This is a genomic window from Janthinobacterium sp. GW821-FHT03C08, assembly GCF_059420905.1.
In genome coordinates this window covers 367,678-384,664 of record NZ_JBWKUP010000001.1, presented here as the reverse complement: position 1 = coordinate 384,664, position 16,987 = coordinate 367,678, and the positions used below count along the sequence as shown (strand labels likewise).

18 protein-coding genes are annotated in these 16,987 nt (G+C 62.5%); 9 read left to right on the top strand and 9 right to left on the bottom strand.

The features are described 5' to 3' along the window. Window positions 1-5 precede the first annotated feature (5 nt). The 6 genes from prmA to AC07VL_RS01760 form a co-directional block, all read right to left on the bottom strand. Window positions 6-950, bottom strand: coding sequence for a 50S ribosomal protein L11 methyltransferase (gene prmA, locus AC07VL_RS01785; protein ID WP_494804339.1), 945 nt, complete (start codon window positions 948-950; stop codon window positions 6-8). Next, a complete protein-coding gene (gene accC, locus AC07VL_RS01780) occupies window positions 947-2,362 on the bottom strand; it encodes an acetyl-CoA carboxylase biotin carboxylase subunit (protein WP_131373626.1) in 1,416 nt (471 codons plus the stop codon). The genes prmA and accC overlap by 4 nt, the downstream gene beginning before the upstream one ends. A 101-nt stretch (window positions 2,363-2,463) precedes the next feature. Next, on the bottom strand, window positions 2,464-2,931 hold the full coding sequence (accB, locus tag AC07VL_RS01775) for an acetyl-CoA carboxylase biotin carboxyl carrier protein (RefSeq protein ID WP_086137068.1): 468 nt from the start codon (window positions 2,929-2,931) through the stop codon (window positions 2,464-2,466). A gap of 91 nt (window positions 2,932-3,022) precedes the next feature. Next, window positions 3,023-3,460, bottom strand: coding sequence for a type II 3-dehydroquinate dehydratase (aroQ, locus tag AC07VL_RS01770; RefSeq protein WP_034746628.1), 438 nt, complete (start codon window positions 3,458-3,460; stop codon window positions 3,023-3,025). 82 nt (window positions 3,461-3,542) lie between these two features. Next, window positions 3,543-4,094 (bottom strand): TlpA family protein disulfide reductase, encoded by a 552-nt coding sequence (locus AC07VL_RS01765; protein WP_494804338.1) that lies wholly within the window; start codon window positions 4,092-4,094, stop codon window positions 3,543-3,545. A 20-nt stretch (window positions 4,095-4,114) separates the two neighbouring features. Further along, window positions 4,115-4,753 (bottom strand): hypothetical protein, encoded by a 639-nt coding sequence (locus AC07VL_RS01760; protein ID WP_494804337.1) that lies wholly within the window; start codon window positions 4,751-4,753, stop codon window positions 4,115-4,117. A gap of 113 nt (window positions 4,754-4,866) precedes the next feature. Here AC07VL_RS01760 and mpl point away from each other — a divergent pair, with 113 nt between their 5' ends. The 8 genes from mpl (at window position 4,867) to corA (ending at window position 13,270) form a co-directional block, all read left to right on the top strand. Further along, entirely contained in the window at window positions 4,867-6,243 is a 1,377-nt protein-coding gene (gene mpl, locus AC07VL_RS01755; RefSeq protein ID WP_494804336.1) for a UDP-N-acetylmuramate:L-alanyl-gamma-D-glutamyl-meso-diaminopimelate ligase, read from the top strand. Then, window positions 6,240-6,824, top strand: coding sequence for a YqiA/YcfP family alpha/beta fold hydrolase (locus AC07VL_RS01750; RefSeq protein WP_494804335.1), 585 nt, complete (start codon window positions 6,240-6,242; stop codon window positions 6,822-6,824). The genes mpl and AC07VL_RS01750 overlap by 4 nt, the downstream gene beginning before the upstream one ends. Beyond that, complete coding sequence (locus tag AC07VL_RS01745) at window positions 6,821-7,435, top strand: chorismate--pyruvate lyase family protein (RefSeq protein WP_494804334.1); 615 nt, start codon at window positions 6,821-6,823, stop codon at window positions 7,433-7,435. The genes AC07VL_RS01750 and AC07VL_RS01745 overlap by 4 nt, the downstream gene beginning before the upstream one ends. Window positions 7,436-7,437: 2 nt before the next feature. After that, window positions 7,438-9,525 (top strand): ribonuclease catalytic domain-containing protein, encoded by a 2,088-nt coding sequence (locus AC07VL_RS01740; protein WP_494804333.1) that lies wholly within the window; start codon window positions 7,438-7,440, stop codon window positions 9,523-9,525. A 137-nt stretch (window positions 9,526-9,662) separates the two neighbouring features. Further along, window positions 9,663-10,520 (top strand): energy transducer TonB family protein, encoded by an 858-nt coding sequence (locus tag AC07VL_RS01735; RefSeq protein WP_494804332.1) that lies wholly within the window; start codon window positions 9,663-9,665, stop codon window positions 10,518-10,520. A gap of 11 nt (window positions 10,521-10,531) precedes the next feature. Next, a complete protein-coding gene (gene aroE, locus AC07VL_RS01730) occupies window positions 10,532-11,359 on the top strand; it encodes a shikimate dehydrogenase (protein WP_494804451.1) in 828 nt (275 codons plus the stop codon). Beyond that, window positions 11,356-12,081, top strand: a complete 726-nt coding sequence (gene mtgA, locus AC07VL_RS01725; protein WP_494804331.1) for a monofunctional biosynthetic peptidoglycan transglycosylase — start codon at window positions 11,356-11,358, stop codon at window positions 12,079-12,081. The genes aroE and mtgA overlap by 4 nt, the downstream gene beginning before the upstream one ends. 223 nt (window positions 12,082-12,304) lie before the next feature. Further along, on the top strand, window positions 12,305-13,270 hold the full coding sequence (gene corA / locus AC07VL_RS01720) for a magnesium/cobalt transporter CorA (RefSeq protein ID WP_034746658.1): 966 nt from the start codon (window positions 12,305-12,307) through the stop codon (window positions 13,268-13,270). Between the two features lie 27 nt (window positions 13,271-13,297). Here corA and AC07VL_RS01715 read toward each other — a convergent pair whose 3' ends face one another. After that, window positions 13,298-13,780: a nuclear transport factor 2 family protein gene (locus AC07VL_RS01715; protein ID WP_290600969.1), complete on the bottom strand. Its 483-nt coding sequence runs from the start codon at window positions 13,778-13,780 to the stop codon at window positions 13,298-13,300. Between the two features lie 203 nt (window positions 13,781-13,983). Between AC07VL_RS01715 and AC07VL_RS01710 the strand changes: the two genes are divergently transcribed. Next, window positions 13,984-14,700, top strand: a complete 717-nt coding sequence (locus tag AC07VL_RS01710; protein WP_494804330.1) for an HAD family hydrolase — start codon at window positions 13,984-13,986, stop codon at window positions 14,698-14,700. 6 nt (window positions 14,701-14,706) lie between these two features. Here the strand turns inward: AC07VL_RS01710 and hemL are convergent, their stop codons facing one another. Further along, the gene (gene hemL, locus AC07VL_RS01705; protein WP_494804329.1) at window positions 14,707-15,996 is read right to left on the bottom strand and encodes a glutamate-1-semialdehyde 2,1-aminomutase; all 1,290 of its coding nucleotides are present in this window, start codon (window positions 15,994-15,996) and stop codon (window positions 14,707-14,709) included. A gap of 59 nt (window positions 15,997-16,055) precedes the next feature. Further along, complete coding sequence (gene thiD / locus AC07VL_RS01700; RefSeq protein ID WP_494804328.1) at window positions 16,056-16,913, bottom strand: bifunctional hydroxymethylpyrimidine kinase/phosphomethylpyrimidine kinase; 858 nt, start codon at window positions 16,911-16,913, stop codon at window positions 16,056-16,058. Between the last annotated feature and the right edge of the window lie 74 nt (window positions 16,914-16,987).

The window sequence follows — 16,987 nt, the reverse complement described above, 5'->3', positions numbered from 1 at the left end:
TGTGCTTATGCACCTTCCGCGCGGGGCGCAGGGGCTTGCGTGGCGCCCAGGCGGCCATGCAGCGCCACCCAGCCATCCTGCTCGGCCCAGACACCCAGCTCGATGAAGGGGGCGTAGGCAGCGGCCACTTCTTCCGCCTGGCGTGCCAGCACGCCGGACAGGATCAGGGCGCCACCGTCGGCGACGCGTCCCGACAGCATCGGCGCCATCAGTTTCAATGGGCTCGACAGGATGTTGGCGACGACGATGTCAAACTTGGCCGTGGCGTGTGCCGAGGTGGCAAACGTGTCTGGCAAGAAATATTCGATCTCGCACTGGTTGCGCTGGGCATTGTCGCGCGCCGATTCGATCGCCTGCGGGTCGATATCGACGCCGGCCACCGTTGCCGCGCCGAGTTTCTTGGCCACCATGGCCAGGATGCCGGAACCGCAACCGTAGTCGAGCACGGTCTTGCCGGGGGCGGGATGCGCTTCCAGCCATTCCATGCACAGACGCGTGGTCGGGTGGCTGCCCGTGCCGAAAGCCAGGCCGGGGTCCAGTTCCAGGATCAGGCCGCTTGGGTCCGGTGCCTCGTGCCAGCTGGGCACGACCCAGATATTCTTGCCGATGTGAATCGGCGCGAATTGCGACTGGGTCAGGCGGACCCAATCCTGCTCTTCCACGGGACGCACGGCAAACGCGGGCGCTGCCGCCATGCCAACGGCCTGGGCGGCAGCGGCCACGATGGCCGCCTGGTCGGCGTCGACGTCCGTCAGCGCCACCACGCGGCTGCGTTCCCACGCCGCTTCCTTCGGTTCCATGCCGGGTTCGCCAAACAGGGGCTGCTCGGCTTCCGTGCCTTCGTCGGCGTCTTCCACCGACACCGACAGCGCGCCCGCTTCCATCAGGGCGTCGGACATGGCCTCGGCGTTGTCCCGGGCGATTTCGATGACGATTTCAGTCCAGCTCATGCGCCCGCCTTGATTTCGGATTTCTTGGCGATGCTGGGGCTGCCGCTATTCAGGTTCTTGCCCAGGTCCGGCATGTCGGCCAGTTTCTGTTCCAGATAGTGAATATTCGTGCCGCCTTCGATGAAGCGCGCGTCGATCATCAGCTCGCGGTGCAGGGCGATGTTCGTGTTGATGCCTTCGACCACCATTTCGGACAGGGCGATCTGCATGCGGCGGATCGCCTGTTCGCGCGTGGCGCCGTAAGCGATCACTTTGCCGATCATCGAGTCGTAGTGCGGCGGCACGTAGTAGCCGGCGTAGGCGTGCGAGTCGACGCGGATGCCCGGGCCGCCTGGTGCATGCCACGAGACGATCTTGCCTGGCGATGGCGTGAACTTGAATGGATCTTCCGCATTGATGCGGCATTCGACGGCGTGGCCCGACAGCATGACGTCGCGCTGGCGGTAACGCAGTTTTTCGCCGGCGGCGATGCGGATCTGTTCCTGCACGATGTCGATGCCGGTGATCATCTCGGTGACGGGATGTTCCACTTGCACGCGGGTATTCATTTCAATGAAATAGAACTCGCCGTTTTCGTACAGGAATTCAAACGTGCCGGCGCCGCGGTAGCCGATCTTGCGGCAGGCCTCGGCGCAGCGGTCGCCGATTTTCTCGATGAGCTTGCGCGGGATGCCAGGCGCCGGTGCTTCTTCGATCACCTTCTGGTGGCGGCGCTGCATGGAGCAGTCGCGCTCGCCCAGCCAGACGGCGTTCTTGTGTTCGTCGGCGAGGATCTGGATTTCCACGTGGCGCGGATTTTCCAGGTACTTCTCCATATACACTTCAGGGTTGCCGAAAGCCGTGCCGGCTTCCGTCTTGGTCATCGCCACGGCGTTGATCAGGGCCGCTTCCGTGTGCACGACGCGCATGCCGCGTCCGCCGCCGCCGCCGGCGGCCTTGATGATGACGGGGTAGCCGATCTTGCGGGCAATTTGCACGATCGCTTTCGGATCGTCCGGCAAGGCGCCTTCCGAGCCGGGCACGCAGGGCACGCCAGCCTTGATCATGGTCTGCTTGGCCGATACCTTATCGCCCATCAAACGGATCGATTCGGAGCGGGGGCCGATGAAGACGAAGCCCGATTTTTCGACGCGTTCGGCAAAGTCGGCATTTTCCGACAGGAAACCGTAGCCTGGGTGAATCGCTTGCGCGTCCGTCACTTCAGCGGCACTGATGATGGCGGGCATGTTCAGATAGCTCAGGGCGGACTGTGCCGGCCCGATACAAACGGATTCGTCGGCCAGCTTGACGTATTTCGCGTCCTTGTCGGCTTCGGAGTGGACTACAACCGTTTTAATGCCCATTTCGCGGCAGGCGCGCTGAATACGGAGGGCAATTTCACCACGGTTGGCAATCAGGATTTTTTCAAACATGGTAGGTTCGCGTATGTCTGTGAGAGCCGGCGAGCCGGCGAAACAACAAGTGTGAGGGGCTAAAACTGCAAACGGCCGTTGCCGGCCGTGTGGACTGGGTTTTAGCCGATCACAAACAAGGGTTGACCGAATTCGACCGGCTGGCCGTTTTCGACCAGGATCTGGGTCACGACGCCGGCTTTGTCCGAGTCGATTTCATTCAGGAGCTTCATCGCTTCGATGATGCACAGGGTATCACCTTCCTTGACGGTGGAGCCCACTTCGACGTACGCGGCGCTGCCAGGAGCGGAGGAGCGGTAGAAGGTGCCGACCATCGGCGACTTGACGACATAGCCCGTCGGCTCGGCGGCCACCACGACGGCGGCAGCAGCGGGTGCTGGCGCGGCGGCTGGCGCGGCTGGCTGGTACTGGGCTTGCATGCCTTGTGGCTGCATCATGACCATCTGGTTTTGCGGCATGGCCGACGATTTGACGATGCGAACCTTGCTTTCGCCTTCGGTAACTTCCAGCTCTGCGATATCCGATTCGGCGACCAGGTCGATCAAGGTCTTGAGTTTTCGTAGATCCATGTAAAACCCCTAGGAATGTAGTTTGTTTTATGAGTGATGCGGTGATGTCCAAGAACCTATCGCCGCGCTAAATGCGTGCAGATCGCGTAGATTAACGTTTTTTAAGCGCAAAGTCGATGGCAAACCGATATCCATCGATACCTAGCCCGCAGATCGTCCCCTGCGCGATCGCGCTGAGAAATGAGTGATGTCGAAACGTTTCGCGTTGATAAATATTCGAGATATGGACTTCCACAAACGGGATGGCGACCCCGGCCAGCGCATCGCGCAAGGCGACGCTGGTATGGGTCAGGCCGCCCGGATTGATGACAATGGCATCGATCCCTTCCGCTCGCGCGGCATGGATACGGTCGATCAGCGCGCCTTCATGGTTGCTTTGAAAGCAGACCAGGTCGGCACCGGCCGCCATGGCTTGCGCCATCGCTGCCTGCTCGATATCGGCCAAGGTGCTGGCGCCGTAGACCTCAGGCTCGCGCGTCCCCAGCAAATTCAGGTTGGGGCCGTTGAGCAGAAGGAGGTTTTTTGCCATGTATGGAAGACCGTTTTAGCGAAAGTTCCGCATTTTGCCGCCAAAGATACGCATTGGCAAGAGAAAAAAGCACGCTCCGAATTTACAAATTATCCAGATCGGCGCGCAACTGATCAAATTTCAAGCGTCCCAGATAGGTCTTTTTCACTTCGCCATTGGCGCCGATCAGTACCGTGAAGGGCAAGCCGCCCGTGGCATTGCCAAAATGGCGCGACAGGTCGGTGCCGCTCATGCCGGAAACGTAGACGGGATAGGCAATCTTGACCTTGCTGGCAAAGGTGGCAATATTGCTGGCCGAATCGATGCCGATGCCAATGACTTGCAGGTTTTTTGCCGCATAGTGGCCTTGCACTTCGGATAACTCCGGCATTTCTTCCACGCAGGGCGGGCACCAGGGGGCCCAGAAATTCACCAGCAAATTCTTGCCTTTCCATTGAGACAAGGCTTGCGTGGCGCCAGCCGCGTCCGGCAGCGACAGCGCGTACAGCTCATTCACGGGGCCCGTCGCGCCGGGCGCGATGGCGGTCGTCACCGGCCCCGCTTTTTCTTTCTCTTTATGCAAGCCTACATAGGCACCCATGCCGCCGAACATCAGGGCGACGATGGCGCAGGCGATCCAATTCTTTTTTGTCATATCTTTTATCTATATCAATGTTAGTCGACCGCCGACGCGCCATCGGCGAGGCTGGCGGCCAGCAGGCTGCGCAAGCCCGCGATATCGGTGCGCAACACCTTGCCGTCCGCCTTGGCCTTCAGCGCGCCGCGCATATCGTCGAGTTCATACAGGGCGGCATGCACGCCTTCGTTTTTCCACAAGAAGCTGGCCGTCTCGACCGCATCATAACGCGCTCCCTTGAAATGCGGGCTTTCCGACATGTCGAGCAGCACATTTTTATTCAGCAGGAAGATGTGGATTTCCTTGGCGCTCTCGGCAAACAGCTGCAGATAGATTTCGTCGTGGGGGCCGGCCGTGCCATTGAGGACGGGGCCGCTGAGCAGGGGATGAAATTGTTGCAACGCTTCCATGACCTGCAGCGCAATCGTGCGCAGCTGGAACAGGCGCGCCGGCTGGCTGTCGGCCAGGAACAGGGCGTTGTACTGGCGTACCTGTTCCTCGATCATGTCGTTATCGGGCAGCACATTGGGCCGGCTGGGCGTATCGCCCAGCACCTGCCGCGCCGCCTTGCGCTTGGCGCTGCCATAGTCGGCGCCGTCCTGCGCCACAAGGCGCGCGGCAGCGGCGGCAATTTCCAGGCGCACGAGCGCGCTGTCGTCAAATGCATCAGTCGTCATGACCGAGATGATACTCCGAAGCGGGAAAAACCATGGCGTCGGGTAAAATCCCACACTTGGCTTTTTTTTAGCCTACCCAATTACTTAACCGCGCACCTTTTCGCACTGATCACATGCATATTCATATCCTCGGCATTTGCGGTACCTTCATGGGCGGCCTGGCTGTCCTGGCCAAGGAGGCCGGCCATAAAGTCACCGGCTGCGATGCCAACGTCTATCCGCCGATGAGCACCCAGCTGGAATCGCAGGGCATCGAACTGATCCAGGGTTTTGACCCGGAACAAACCAGGCTGAACCCGGATTTGTATGTGATTGGCAATGTCGTGTCGCGCGGCAACCCGCTGGTGGAGGAAATCCTCAACCGCAGCCTGCCTTACGTTTCCGGTCCGCAATGGATCGGTGAACATATATTACGCAACCGGTGGGTCTTGGCCGTGGCTGGCACGCATGGCAAGACGACCACGTCCGCCATGTTGGCATGGATACTCGAAGACGCCGGCTACGCTCCGGGCTTCCTGATCGGCGGCGTGCCGATGAACTTTGGCATTTCCGCCCGCCTCAGCGGCAAGATCGACGGTAAAAGCGTCGATTCGGACTTCTTCGTCATCGAAGCGGACGAATACGACACGGCCTTCTTCGACAAGCGCAGCAAATTCGTGCATTACCACGCGAAGACGGCCGTCATGAATAACCTGGAATATGATCACGCCGACATCTTCCCCGATCTGCACGCGATCGAGACGCAATTCCACCACCTGGTGCGCACCGTGCCCGGGATCGGCCGCCTCGTGTACAACGGCGATGAAGCGTCCCTGCAGCGCGTGCTGGCGCGCGGCTGCTGGAGCGAGCAGGAAAGTTTCGGCCAGGATGCCAACTGGCAACTGCAAGAGCAGGCCGACGGCAGCTTCGATGTATTGTTCAATGGCAAGCACGAAGGCCATGTGGCGTGGGCGCTCACAGGCAAGCACAACCGCAGCAATGCGCTGGCGGCCATCGCCGCCGCGCGCCACGTGGGCGTACCCATCGCCCAGGCGTGTGCTTCGCTGGCTACCTTCGAGAGCGTCAAGCGGCGCATGGAAGTGCGCGGCGTGGTCAACAACATTACCGTGTATGACGATTTTGCCCACCATCCGACGGCCATTGCCACCACCGTGGGCGGCTTGCGCCAGAAGATCGGCAGCAGCGGCCGCATCCTGGCCGTGCTGGAACCGCGTTCGAATACCATGAAGCTGGGTGCCATGAAAGATGCGTTGCCGGGCAGCCTGAAGGACGCGGACCTGGTCTTCGGCTTCGGCAGCCAGGCCGCGCTGGGTTGGAGCCTGGGCGCCGCGCTGGCGCCGCTGGGCCAGCTTGCCAGCGCCTACGAAGACATCGATACGCTGGTGGCGGCCGTGGCAGCGAGCGCCCGTCCCGGCGACCAGATCATCGTCATGAGCAATGGCGGCTTTGGCGGCGTGCACCAGAAATTGCTGGAGGCCCTGGGCCGATGATTTTGTACCTGCATGGATTCCGCTCCTCGCCGCTTTCGATGAAGTCGCGCCTGCTGGCCGCGCAGATGCAGGCGCTGGGCCACACGGATGAATGGCTGTGCCCGCAATTGCCGGCCTCGCCGAAACTGGCTATCGAGCTGGCCTTGTCATTGGTCAATAACGTGGCGCCCGCCGGCCTGACGATCATCGGTTCCTCGCTGGGCGGCTATTACGCCACCTGGCTTGCCGAGCGGCTCGGCTGCCGCGCCGTGTTGCTCAATCCCGCCATCGTCCCCTTGATCGACCTGGAACAGCATGTGGGCGTGACGACCGAGTTCCATTCGGACAAGCCTTTCGAGTTCAAGCGCGAATATATCGACGAATTAGGTACATTTGCCGTAGAGAAAATTACTGAGCCACAACGCTATTTCCTGATTGCCGCCACGGGCGACGAAGTGCTCGACTACCGCGACATGCTGGCGCATTATCAGGGGACGCGCCAGATCGTCATCGAGGGCAGCGACCATGGCATCAGCGAATTTGCCGATTACGTGGCGCCCGTGCTGGCCTTTGCTGGCATCGACATGGAAGCCGGCCGGTGAGGCCGGGTTCGCTGCGCCAGGCGCAATGGCATGCGCACGTGAATTCCGTCAATGCGCCGCCCGCCTTGCGCCACTGGCTGACGGGCGGCGGTTCGCTGACGGCCAAGCTGAAAGCGCACAGCCAGGCATTTCGCGTGCAATGTTTGCATCAGGAAACAGCGCGCTGTCTCAGCGACGAGGCGGCCAGCATCGGCCTGCACCGTCCTGGCCGCGTCTGGGAACGCGAAGTGCTGTTGCGGTGTGATAATAGACCGGCCGTGTTTGGCCATACCGTCGTGCCCATGCAGGCGACGGCCACGGACTGGCCTCTGTTTTCCGCGCTGGGCGAGCGTTCGCTGGGCACGACTCTGTTCGGCGACCGCATGGTGCGCCGCGGCGCACTGGAATTTGCCCGTTTGCGCGCGGGACACCCGCTGGTGCAGCGCGTGCAGGCGGCGCTGGCCCTGGAAGGGGCGCGCGTCGATGAGCAAGCGCCGTTTTTTGCCCGGCGCTGCCTGTATCAGCGCCATCAAGGATTGCTGCTGGTAACGGAAGTATTTCTGCCGGCGGTGTTTGAGCTGAGTGTCACGCCTCGCACCGTTGCAACCGACACATTAATAAACAAAGCATAACAATGAATCTATTTTTTGAAGAATCCGGCGATTTCAAGGTCGGCACGGTCCTGTCGCAAGCGGGTGAAGCCTACCAGGTCGAAATGGCCAGCGGCAAGCGTACCAAGGTCAAGACCAAGGATGTGCTGCTGCAGTATGAAAAACCGGCGCCGGCCGAACTGCTGGAGCAAGCCAAGGCCGTGGCGGCCGACATCGACCTCGATTTCCTGTGGGAAGTGGCGGGCGAAGACGAGTTCGGCTTTGCCGAACTGGGCGCCGAGTATTTCGGCCATGCGCCCTTGCCGCCGGAAGCTGCCGGCCTGATCCTGGCCCTGCATTCGGCGCCCGTGTATTTCTACAAGAAAGGCCGTGGCCGCTACAAGGCGGCGCCGGAAGCGTCGCTGAAGGCGGCATTGGCCGGCATCGAAAAGAAAAAGCAGCAGGCGCTCGTGCAAGCCGCCTATGTGGAAGAGCTGAAGCAGAACCGCTTGCCCGAAGCGATGCAGCCCATGGTGCTGCAACTGCTGTTCAAGCCGGACAAGAACACCATCGAATACAAGGCACTGGAGGCGGCATGCACGGAATTGCACACGACCCCGGCCCGTTTGATGCTGGCCGTCGGCGGTATTGCTTCGCCGAAAGATTTGCACCTGTCCAAATTCCTCTTCGAGAATTTCCCCAAAGGCGCGGGTTTCCCGAACGTGCCCGTGCCCGCCGTGACGGCCAAGCTGCCGCTGGCCGACGTGGCCGCCTTCTCCATCGACGACGTGACCACCACCGAGATCGACGATGCCTTCTCCGTGCAACCATTGCCGGACGGCACGATCAAGGTCGGCATCCACATCGCCGCGCCGGGCCTGGGCATCCGCCCGGAAGACGTGATCGACAAGATGGCGCGCCAGCGCATGTCCACCGTTTACATGCCGGGCGACAAGATCACCATGCTGCCGGACGAAATCGTCAATGCGTTTACCCTGGCGGAAGGCACGACCTGCCCGGCCCTGTCGCTGTACGCCACCCTGGACCCGAAAGCGGACTGGGCCGTCGTCAGCACGCAGACGCGCGCCGAACTGGTGCCCATCGCCAGCAACTTGCGCCACAACCAGCTCGATGACCTGGTCAACGAGGAAACCCTGGCCAGCGGCGAGGGAGAATACCCGCACAAGGCCGATTTCGCCATCCTGTGGCAATGGGCACAGCAGCTGGAACAGGGCCGCATGAAGAAGCGCGAAGCGTTCGGCTTGAAGCCGGAACAGAACAACCGCGTCGATTTCAACTTCTATGTGGAAAACGACATCGTCACCGTGGCGCGCCGCAAGCGTGGCGCGCCGCTGGACAAGATCGTCGCCGAACTGATGATTTTTGCCAACAGCACCTGGGGCAAGATGCTGCACGACCATGGCGTGCCGGGCATCTACCGCAGCCAGGGCGGCGGCACGGGCAATAGCTGGGCGGCAAAGATGCAGGTGCGCATGGTCACCCATGCGGCGCCGCACCAGGGCCTGGGCGTGGATCAATATGCATGGAGCACCTCGCCCTTGCGCCGCTACACGGACCTGGTGAACCAGTGGCAAATCATCGCCTGCGCCGAGCACGGCGTGACGGCGCCCCTGGTGGCGCCCTTCAAGCCGCGCGACGCGAACCTGTTCGCCATCGTCTCGGCGTTTGACGCCGCGTATGCGGCGTATGGCGATTTCCAGTCGAACATGGAACGCTACTGGTGCTTGCGCTGGCTGCACCAGGAAAACGCGCGCCAGGTCGACGCCGTCGTGCTGAAGGATGAAATCCTGCGCCTCGTCGATATTCCGCTCGTCATCAAGCTGCCGGGCATGCCATCCGTGGCGCGCGGCGCCCAGGTCAAGCTGGACTTGCTGCGCTGGGATGAAGTCGACCTGAGCATCGAAGCGCGCCTGCTGGAAATCGCCGCCTTGCCCGATGCGGCGGCCGCTGCCGAACTCGACTACGAAGAAGACGCGGGCGACGACGGCGCCGACGAGGGCGACGCTGCGCCGGAAGCGTCGCCGGAAGCGGCGAACCAGGTCAGCGACGCCGACGCGGAAGTGGCGGAACTGGCCAGCGAAGACGTGGTCAGCGAGCCAGAAGTCAAATAAGGCGCGGCAGAGACTGTGGGGCGGTGCTGAAATCTGTTGCCGGCGCCGCCCTTTGACGTAGAATTCAGCAGTCTTGTATCTTGTGCTTGTTGCGAACTGGGTTGCGCGTGAAGTCTTTCCGAGAGAATCGTTTTCTGATGATTGCCGTGGCGGTCTCGCTGCTGGCGCACGGCGCCTTGCTGGCGATGCATTTTGTCGCCCCGGCGCCACAGCGGGCCGTCGCCACCGATCCCGGCCTGGAAGTGATCCTCGTCAATGCCAAGCATGCAAATAAACCGCTGAAGGCGGATGCTCTGGCGCAAGCTAACCTCGATGGCGGTGGCCAGGCCGACAAGGGGCGCGCCAAGTCGCCCTTGCCCGATATGCGCAAGGTGGAAGAGGGCGAGAGCGTCAAGGCCAGCGCCCGGCGCATTGCCGAACTGGAACAGAAACAGCAGGAGCTGCTGACGCAGGCGGCCAGGCCCACGCCTTACAGCGCCGCGCCCGTCACGGAAAAGGACAAGCCCAATCCCCTGGCGTCCGGCTCGGACTTGATGGAAAGCAGCAAGGCCATCGCCCGCATGGCGGCCGAGATCAGCCAGACCGTGGAAGACCAGAACAAGCGTCCCCGCAAGACCTTCATTACGCCCAGCACGCAGGAAGTCGGCTATGCCATGTATTACAAGGCCTTGCAAAAGCGCATCGAGGAAATCGGTACGCTGAATTTCCCGCAAAAGAATGGCCGCAAGATGTACGGCGAGCTGGTCGTGTACATCCCGATCTTTCAGGATGGCACGATTTACCAGAAGGAGGGCGGTGCCCGCGTCGAGCGCAGCTCGGGCAACCCGGCGCTGGACGCGGCCGCCCTGGCCATCGTGCGCCGCGCCGCGCCGTTCGGGCGTTTCCCACCGAATATGTTATCGAGCGACAAAGATGACCTGTGGGTGGTGATCACCCGCTTCAAATTTACCCGCGAAGAAAAAATGGAAGCTAACCTGACTGGCGGCAGCAATTGAACACACAAGAAATAACCCTTGATCAATATTGCGTTTTTGGTAATCCCATCGCTCACAGCAAGTCGCCCTTGATCCATGCTGCGTTTGCCTTGCAGACGGGCGAGCCCATCGTCTACGAGCGTCGCCTGGCGCCGCTGGACGGCTTTGCGCTGGCGGCCCGCAGCTTTGCGGCCGAGGGCGGCAAGGGCGCCAACGTGACGGTGCCCTTCAAGCTGGACGCGTGCGCGCTGGCCACGCAGCTGACGCCGCGCGCCAGGGCCGCCGGCGCCGTGAATACCCTGCGTTTCGATGGCGATGTCATTCTTGGCGACAATACCGATGGCGCGGGCCTGGTGGCGGACATCCTGCGCAACGCGGGCGTGGCCATTGCCGGCAAGCGCGTCCTGCTGCTGGGCGCGGGCGGCGCCGCGCGCGGCGTGATCCTGCCCCTGCTGGAGCAGGGGCCGCAGGAACTGTTCATTGCCAACCGTACCGTGGCCACGGCCGAGGCCCTGGTGGCGCAGTTTGCCGAGGCGCTGGCGCACCCCGGCCAGCTGCGTGCCGGCGGCTTCACGCAGCCCGAAGGCGTCTTCGATATCGTCATCAATGCCACCTCGGCCAGCCTGGCGGGCGACTTGCCGCCCGTGCCGCCCGCTATCTTCGGCAGTCGTACCCTGGCGCTGGACATGATGTATGGCGCCCAGCCCACCGTCTTCATGGACTTTGCCGCCCAGTATGGCGCGCAGGTGCGCGACGGCCTGGGCATGCTGGTGGAGCAGGCGGCCGAAGCGTTCTACGTGTGGCGCGGCGTGCGGCCGCAGACGCAGGACTTGCTGGCGCAGCTGCGCGGTGCCCTGTGAGCGGGGCCAAGAAAGCCAAGGGCCGCAGCGGCAGCCGCTACGGCTGGATCAAGTGGCTGTTCATCGTGCCCGTGCTGGCATTTGTCGTCGTGCAACTATATTTCCTCCTGCAAATCTGGTGGTGGGTCGATCACAATCCGGCCAGCACGGCCTTCATGCGCGAGCAATTGTCTGTCTTGCAGGAAAAGAATCCGAACGCCACCATCCAGCAGACGTGGGTGCCGTATAACCGCATCTCGAACAACCTGAAGCGCGCCATCATCGCCTCGGAAGACGCGAACTTTTCCGAGCATGAAGGCGTGGACTGGGAAGCCTTGCAAAAGGCATATGAAAAAAACAGCAAGAAGCAAAAGGTCGTGGCGGGCGGTTCCACCATCACGCAGCAGCTGGCGAAGAATCTGTTCCTGTCCGGCTCGCGCAGCTACGTGCGCAAGGGCCAGGAACTGATCATTACCTACATGCTGGAAAGCCTGATGGACAAGCAGCGCATTTTCGAGATCTACCTGAACGTGGTCGAGTTTGGCACGGGCATCTTCGGCGCCGAAGCGGCATCGCGTCATTATTACCATGTGAGCGCGGCCAGTCTGAGTGCGGCGCAGGCAGCGAAGCTGGCCGTGATGCTGCCGAATCCCCGTTTTTACGACCGCCACCGCGATACGGGCTACCTGAACCGGCGCACCAGTGTCATCCTGCGCCGCATGGGGGCGGCCGAACTGCCGTGAGGACGAGCGGCCAGGCTTTGCATAAGATCAAGCATGCTTAATTTGCATTATTGCAGTGTAGCATCTTAATCCGGCCCCGTGGTGCAGCGACACACATTTTCCGTGAAAAAGCGGTGGCGAGGGGTGGTCGTGAAAAGGGCTTTGCGGGTACACTTGCGCTGTTTTCATTTTTGGCGCCAGCGCCAGCACATCACGATAACCTAACATCCGGCTGAGAGCGCGCATGATCAATGTTTTTGTATTACAGAATGGCCGGCTCAACCAGGTGCCGATCGACAGCCGCGCAGACCTCGAAAACGCCGAACCAGTCTGGGTCGACCTGACCGATCCCACCGATGATGAACGGGCCTGGGTCAAGGCCATCTACAACGTCACCCTGCCGGGCGAAGACGAAGTCAAGGACATTGAAGCGTCGGCCCGCTACTACGAAGCGGAAAACGGCGACTTGCACCTGCGCACGGACTTCCTGCGCGAAGAAGACGACGGCCCGTCGCGCGTCATCACCGTGGCGTTCATTCTTGCCCGCAAGATTCTGTTCTCCATGCATACGGACGACTTGCCCGTGTTCCGCCTCGTGCGCATGCGCGCCCGCTCGCGGCCAGGCTCCATCGCCGACTACATGGACGTGCTGCTGGACCTGTACGCCACGGATGCGGAATATTCGGCCGACGTGCTCGAAGGCATTTACCAGAACCTGGAAGAAGTCAGCACGCGCGTGCTGCAAAAGGAATTTACGGATGCACACGCGGCCGAAGCGCTGAACGCGATTGCCCACGAGGAAGATTTGAATGGCCGCATCCGCCGCAACATGATGGATACGCGCCGCGCCGTGAGTTTCCTGATGCGCGGCCGCTTGCTCAATTCCGAGCAGTTCGAGGAAGCGCGCCAGATTTTGCGCGACATCGAATCGCTCGATGGCCACACCTCTTTCCTGTTCGACAAGATCAACTTCCTGATGGATGCCACCGTCGGCTTCATCAACATCAACCAGAACAAGATCATCAAGATCTTCTCGGTGGCCAGCGTGGCTTTCCTGCCGCCGACCCTGATCGCCAGCGTGTACGGCATGAACTTCAAGCTGATGCCGGAACTGGAATGGTCGTTTGGTTATCCCTGGGCCTGGGGCCTGATGATTACCAGCGCCATCGCGCCCTTCCTGTATTTCCGCCACCGCGGCTGGCTGAAATAGGAAAAACGGGCCCGCAGACCCGTTTTTTCAAGGCGCCGGTCTTTTGGGCGCGATGCCCGTGTATTGCGCCGACAGCAGTTTCCATGTCGGCCCCTCCTTTTTCGCCACATAGCTGGCGCGCAAGGCCATCGCGCGCGACTGTCCACCCGCCTGTACCGTCACCGCCAGCCTGGCGATGAGCACGGCCGCATCGCCAGCGACCCGCACGAACGGCTCTTCCACCGTGATGAGGGGGGCGGTGGTTTTTTTCTCGGGAGCATAGAACGCGAGCATTTTTTCGCGCGTATCGACGTCGCCCATCGGCGAGACTTCCGCATAGTTGTCGGCCGTCAAGGCTGCCAGGGTCTGCACGTCAAAACTGGCTTGCGCCGCCACGTGCTGGCGCACGAGGCTGAGGACGGCGGCATCGTCGTCCGCGGCCCGCGCGGGCTGCGCGGCCGCCGCGAAGGCAAACGCGGCAATTGTGGAAATCAGGGATAATCGGCCTTGCAGAAAGTTTTTGCGTGTCATGGTATCTATCCTGTTGGGCCTGATTCAAGCGATCAGGGCAACTGGAGTATGCCATTGAGGTTATCTAAAAGAAATTACTTCATGCCGCCGATGCGTGGCACGCGCCGCAAAGTATCGGGACGTGGCCGGCCAGGCGTGGCGCGCCGCGTCCCGCTGTTTTATGCTGGCGGTGCGCACCGCGCGTCGCCCCTACTGGAGAATACATGCCTGACACCGTTCCTTCCCTCCCGCGTTACACCCACCTGATCAGCGACTGCGATGGCGTACTGATCGACAGCGAAGCCGTGGCCCTGCAGGCGCTGCTGGAGCTGCTGGTGCCGCGCCTGCCCAATTTGCCCGAGGGTGTCACCCTGCAAGGCTTGATCGAGCCGCGCCTGGGCCAGCGCCTGGTGCCGCTGATGCAGGATATCTACAAGGAACTGGGGCTGCCGCAACTGCCGGCCGATGAGATCATGGCCATCGGCAATGCCGTCGATGCGGCCTGCGATGCGCAATTGCGCGCCGTGCCCGGCGTGGCGCAGGCGCTGGCGGCCATTCCCCTGCCCAAGGCCGTGGCCTCGAACAGCGTCAGCGCCCGCGTGCTGTCGGCGCTGGAGCGGACTAGCATGGCGCCCCTGTTCGAGCGCCGCGTCTTCACGCCGGACCTGGTGGGCCACGCCAAGCCGCATCCGGGCGTCTACCTGGCGGCAGCCGCCGCCTTTGGCGTGCCGCCGGCCCAGTGCCTGGTGCTGGAAGACAGCGTCACGGGCGTGACGGCTGCCGTGGCGGCGGGCATGACGGTATTGGGATTCATCGGCGGCGGCCATATCGCGCCGGGCCAGGAAGCGCGTCTGAAGGCGGCCGGTGCCCATGTCGTGTTCAACGACATGGACAAGCTTCCGGCGCTGGTGGCAGCGGTGCTGGACACCGCGACCGTCTGACAGTGCTTATGCCAATGTGGCAAACACCTTGCGTGCAGCGGCGATGGTGGCGTCGATGACGGCATCGTCGTGCTGCGCCGAGACGAAGCCCGCCTCGAAGGCGGCCGGCGCGAAGTACACGCCTTCGTCCAGCATGGCGTGGAAGAAGGCATTGAACTTGCTGCGGTCGCCGGCCATCATTTCCGCATAGCTGGTCGGCGGCGTTTCGCTGAAATAAATGCCGAACATGCCGCCGATGGCATCGGCGCAGAAGACCACGCCCGCTTCCTTGGCGGCGGCCGTCAGGCCGTCGGCCAGGCGCTTGGCCGTGGCGCCCAGCTGCTCGTAGAAGCCCGGCTGCTGGATCAGTTTCAGGGTCGTCATGCCGGCGGCCACGGCCACCGGGTTGCCCGACAGGGTGCCGGCCTGGTAGACGGCGCCCAGCGGCGCCATGTTGTGCATCAGCGCCGCGCTGCCGCCGAAGGCCGCCACCGGCATGCCGCCGCCGATCACCTTGCCCAGCGCGGTGAGATCCGGCTTGATGCCGTACAGCGCCTGCGCGCCGCCCAGGGCCACGCGGAAGCCGCACATGACTTCATCGAAAATGAGCAGGGCACCGTGCTGCGTGCACAGCTCGCGCATCGCCTGCAGGAATTCCGGCGTGGCCTTGACCAGGTTCATGTTGCCGGCCACGGGTTCGACGATCACGCAGGCGATTTCCGCGCCGAAGCTGTCGAAGGCGTCCTTTAGCTGCTCCACGTTGTTATAGTCGAGCACCAGGGTGTGCTTCACGAAGTCTTCCGGCACGCCGGCCGACGTCGGGTTGCCGAAGGTGAGCAGGCCGCTGCCCGCTTTCACCAGCAGCGAATCGGCGTGACCGTGGTAGCAGCCTTCGAACTTGACGATCTTGTCGCGTCCCGTGGCGCCGCGCGCCAGGCGCAGGGCGCTCATGGTCGCCTCCGTGCCGGACGACACCAGGCGTACCTGCTCGATCGACGGCACCAGGCGCGTGATTTCCTCGGCCATCAGCACTTCGCCTTCGGTCGGCGCGCCGAAGGACAGGCCCAGCGCGGCCGCATCCTGCACCGCCTTGACCACCTCGGGGTGGGCATGGCCGACGATGGCCGGGCCCCACGAGCCGATGTAGTCGATATAGCGCTTGCCGTCCGCGTCCCAGAAGTACGGGCCTTCGGCGCGCGTGATGAAGCGCGGCGTGCCGCCCACGGAGCGGAAGGCGCGCACGGGCGAATTGACGCCGCCTGGCGTGGTTTTTTGCGCGCGGGTAAACAGGATGTCGTTCTGGGAAGTCGTCGTCATGATAATCGTGCCTTGAAAGTGGATCGTTGTCTGTGTCGTCTGTATTTGTCTGGACGGGATTACTGGGCGCCGTGCTGGCGCTGCAGCTGGAACAGCCGGTTCGGCACCAGCTTGCCCATGCCGTGGCGCTGGGCGTGCGCCAGCGCGCCGGCCGTGAATTCCTGCGCCGCCACGACGACCTGCGGCACATCGTCTTCATTGTCCGCCAGGGCCAGCAGGGCGGTGGCGGCCGCCGACAGGGTGCTGCCGGCGCCGTTGAAGATGCCGGGCAGGTGGCGCCATTGATCGTGGCGCACCACGCCGTCTTCGCCGAACAGGGTGTTGGCGCGCAGCTTGCCTTCCGCCGTGCCTGATTTGCTGGCGTCGGCCGGCATGCCGGTGACGAGCACGTATTCGCAGCCCAGTGCCACCAGGTAGTCGACGTCGTTCTGCAGGGTGTCGTCCGGGTCGGCGTCGCGCCAGGTCTCGGCCAGGCGTTCCAGTTCGTCCGGCGAGAGCACCAGCAGGGTCGTTTGCGGGATCAGCAGCTGGCGCACGGCGGTGAGGATGTCCTCGTCGTCCATGCCCTGTTCCGGCAGCGCCGAAATGAAGGGATCGAGGATCAGCGGCACGTTCGGATAGTCGGAGACGATTTCGGCGATGGCCGTGACGTTTTCCACGCTGCCCAGCGCGCCGATCTTGATGGCGGCCACGGACATGTCTTCCAGCAGCACGCGGGCCTGGTCGGAAACCCAGTCAGGGTCGACCGCCTGCACGTCTTCCACGCGCGCCGTATCGCTGATCAAGAGGCCCGTGGTGACCGACAGGCCATGGCAGCCGAAGGCTGAAAACGTGGCCAGGTCGGCCTGGATGCCGATCGCGCCGACGGGATCGGACACGCCGAAGCTTAATATGAGGGGAGAAGTTTGGTTTTGCACGGCGGGTAGATTAAGATACCTAATTCAGCATTTTACTTGATTGAAGGGTGGCAGAACGTGAGTAGCAACGAAAC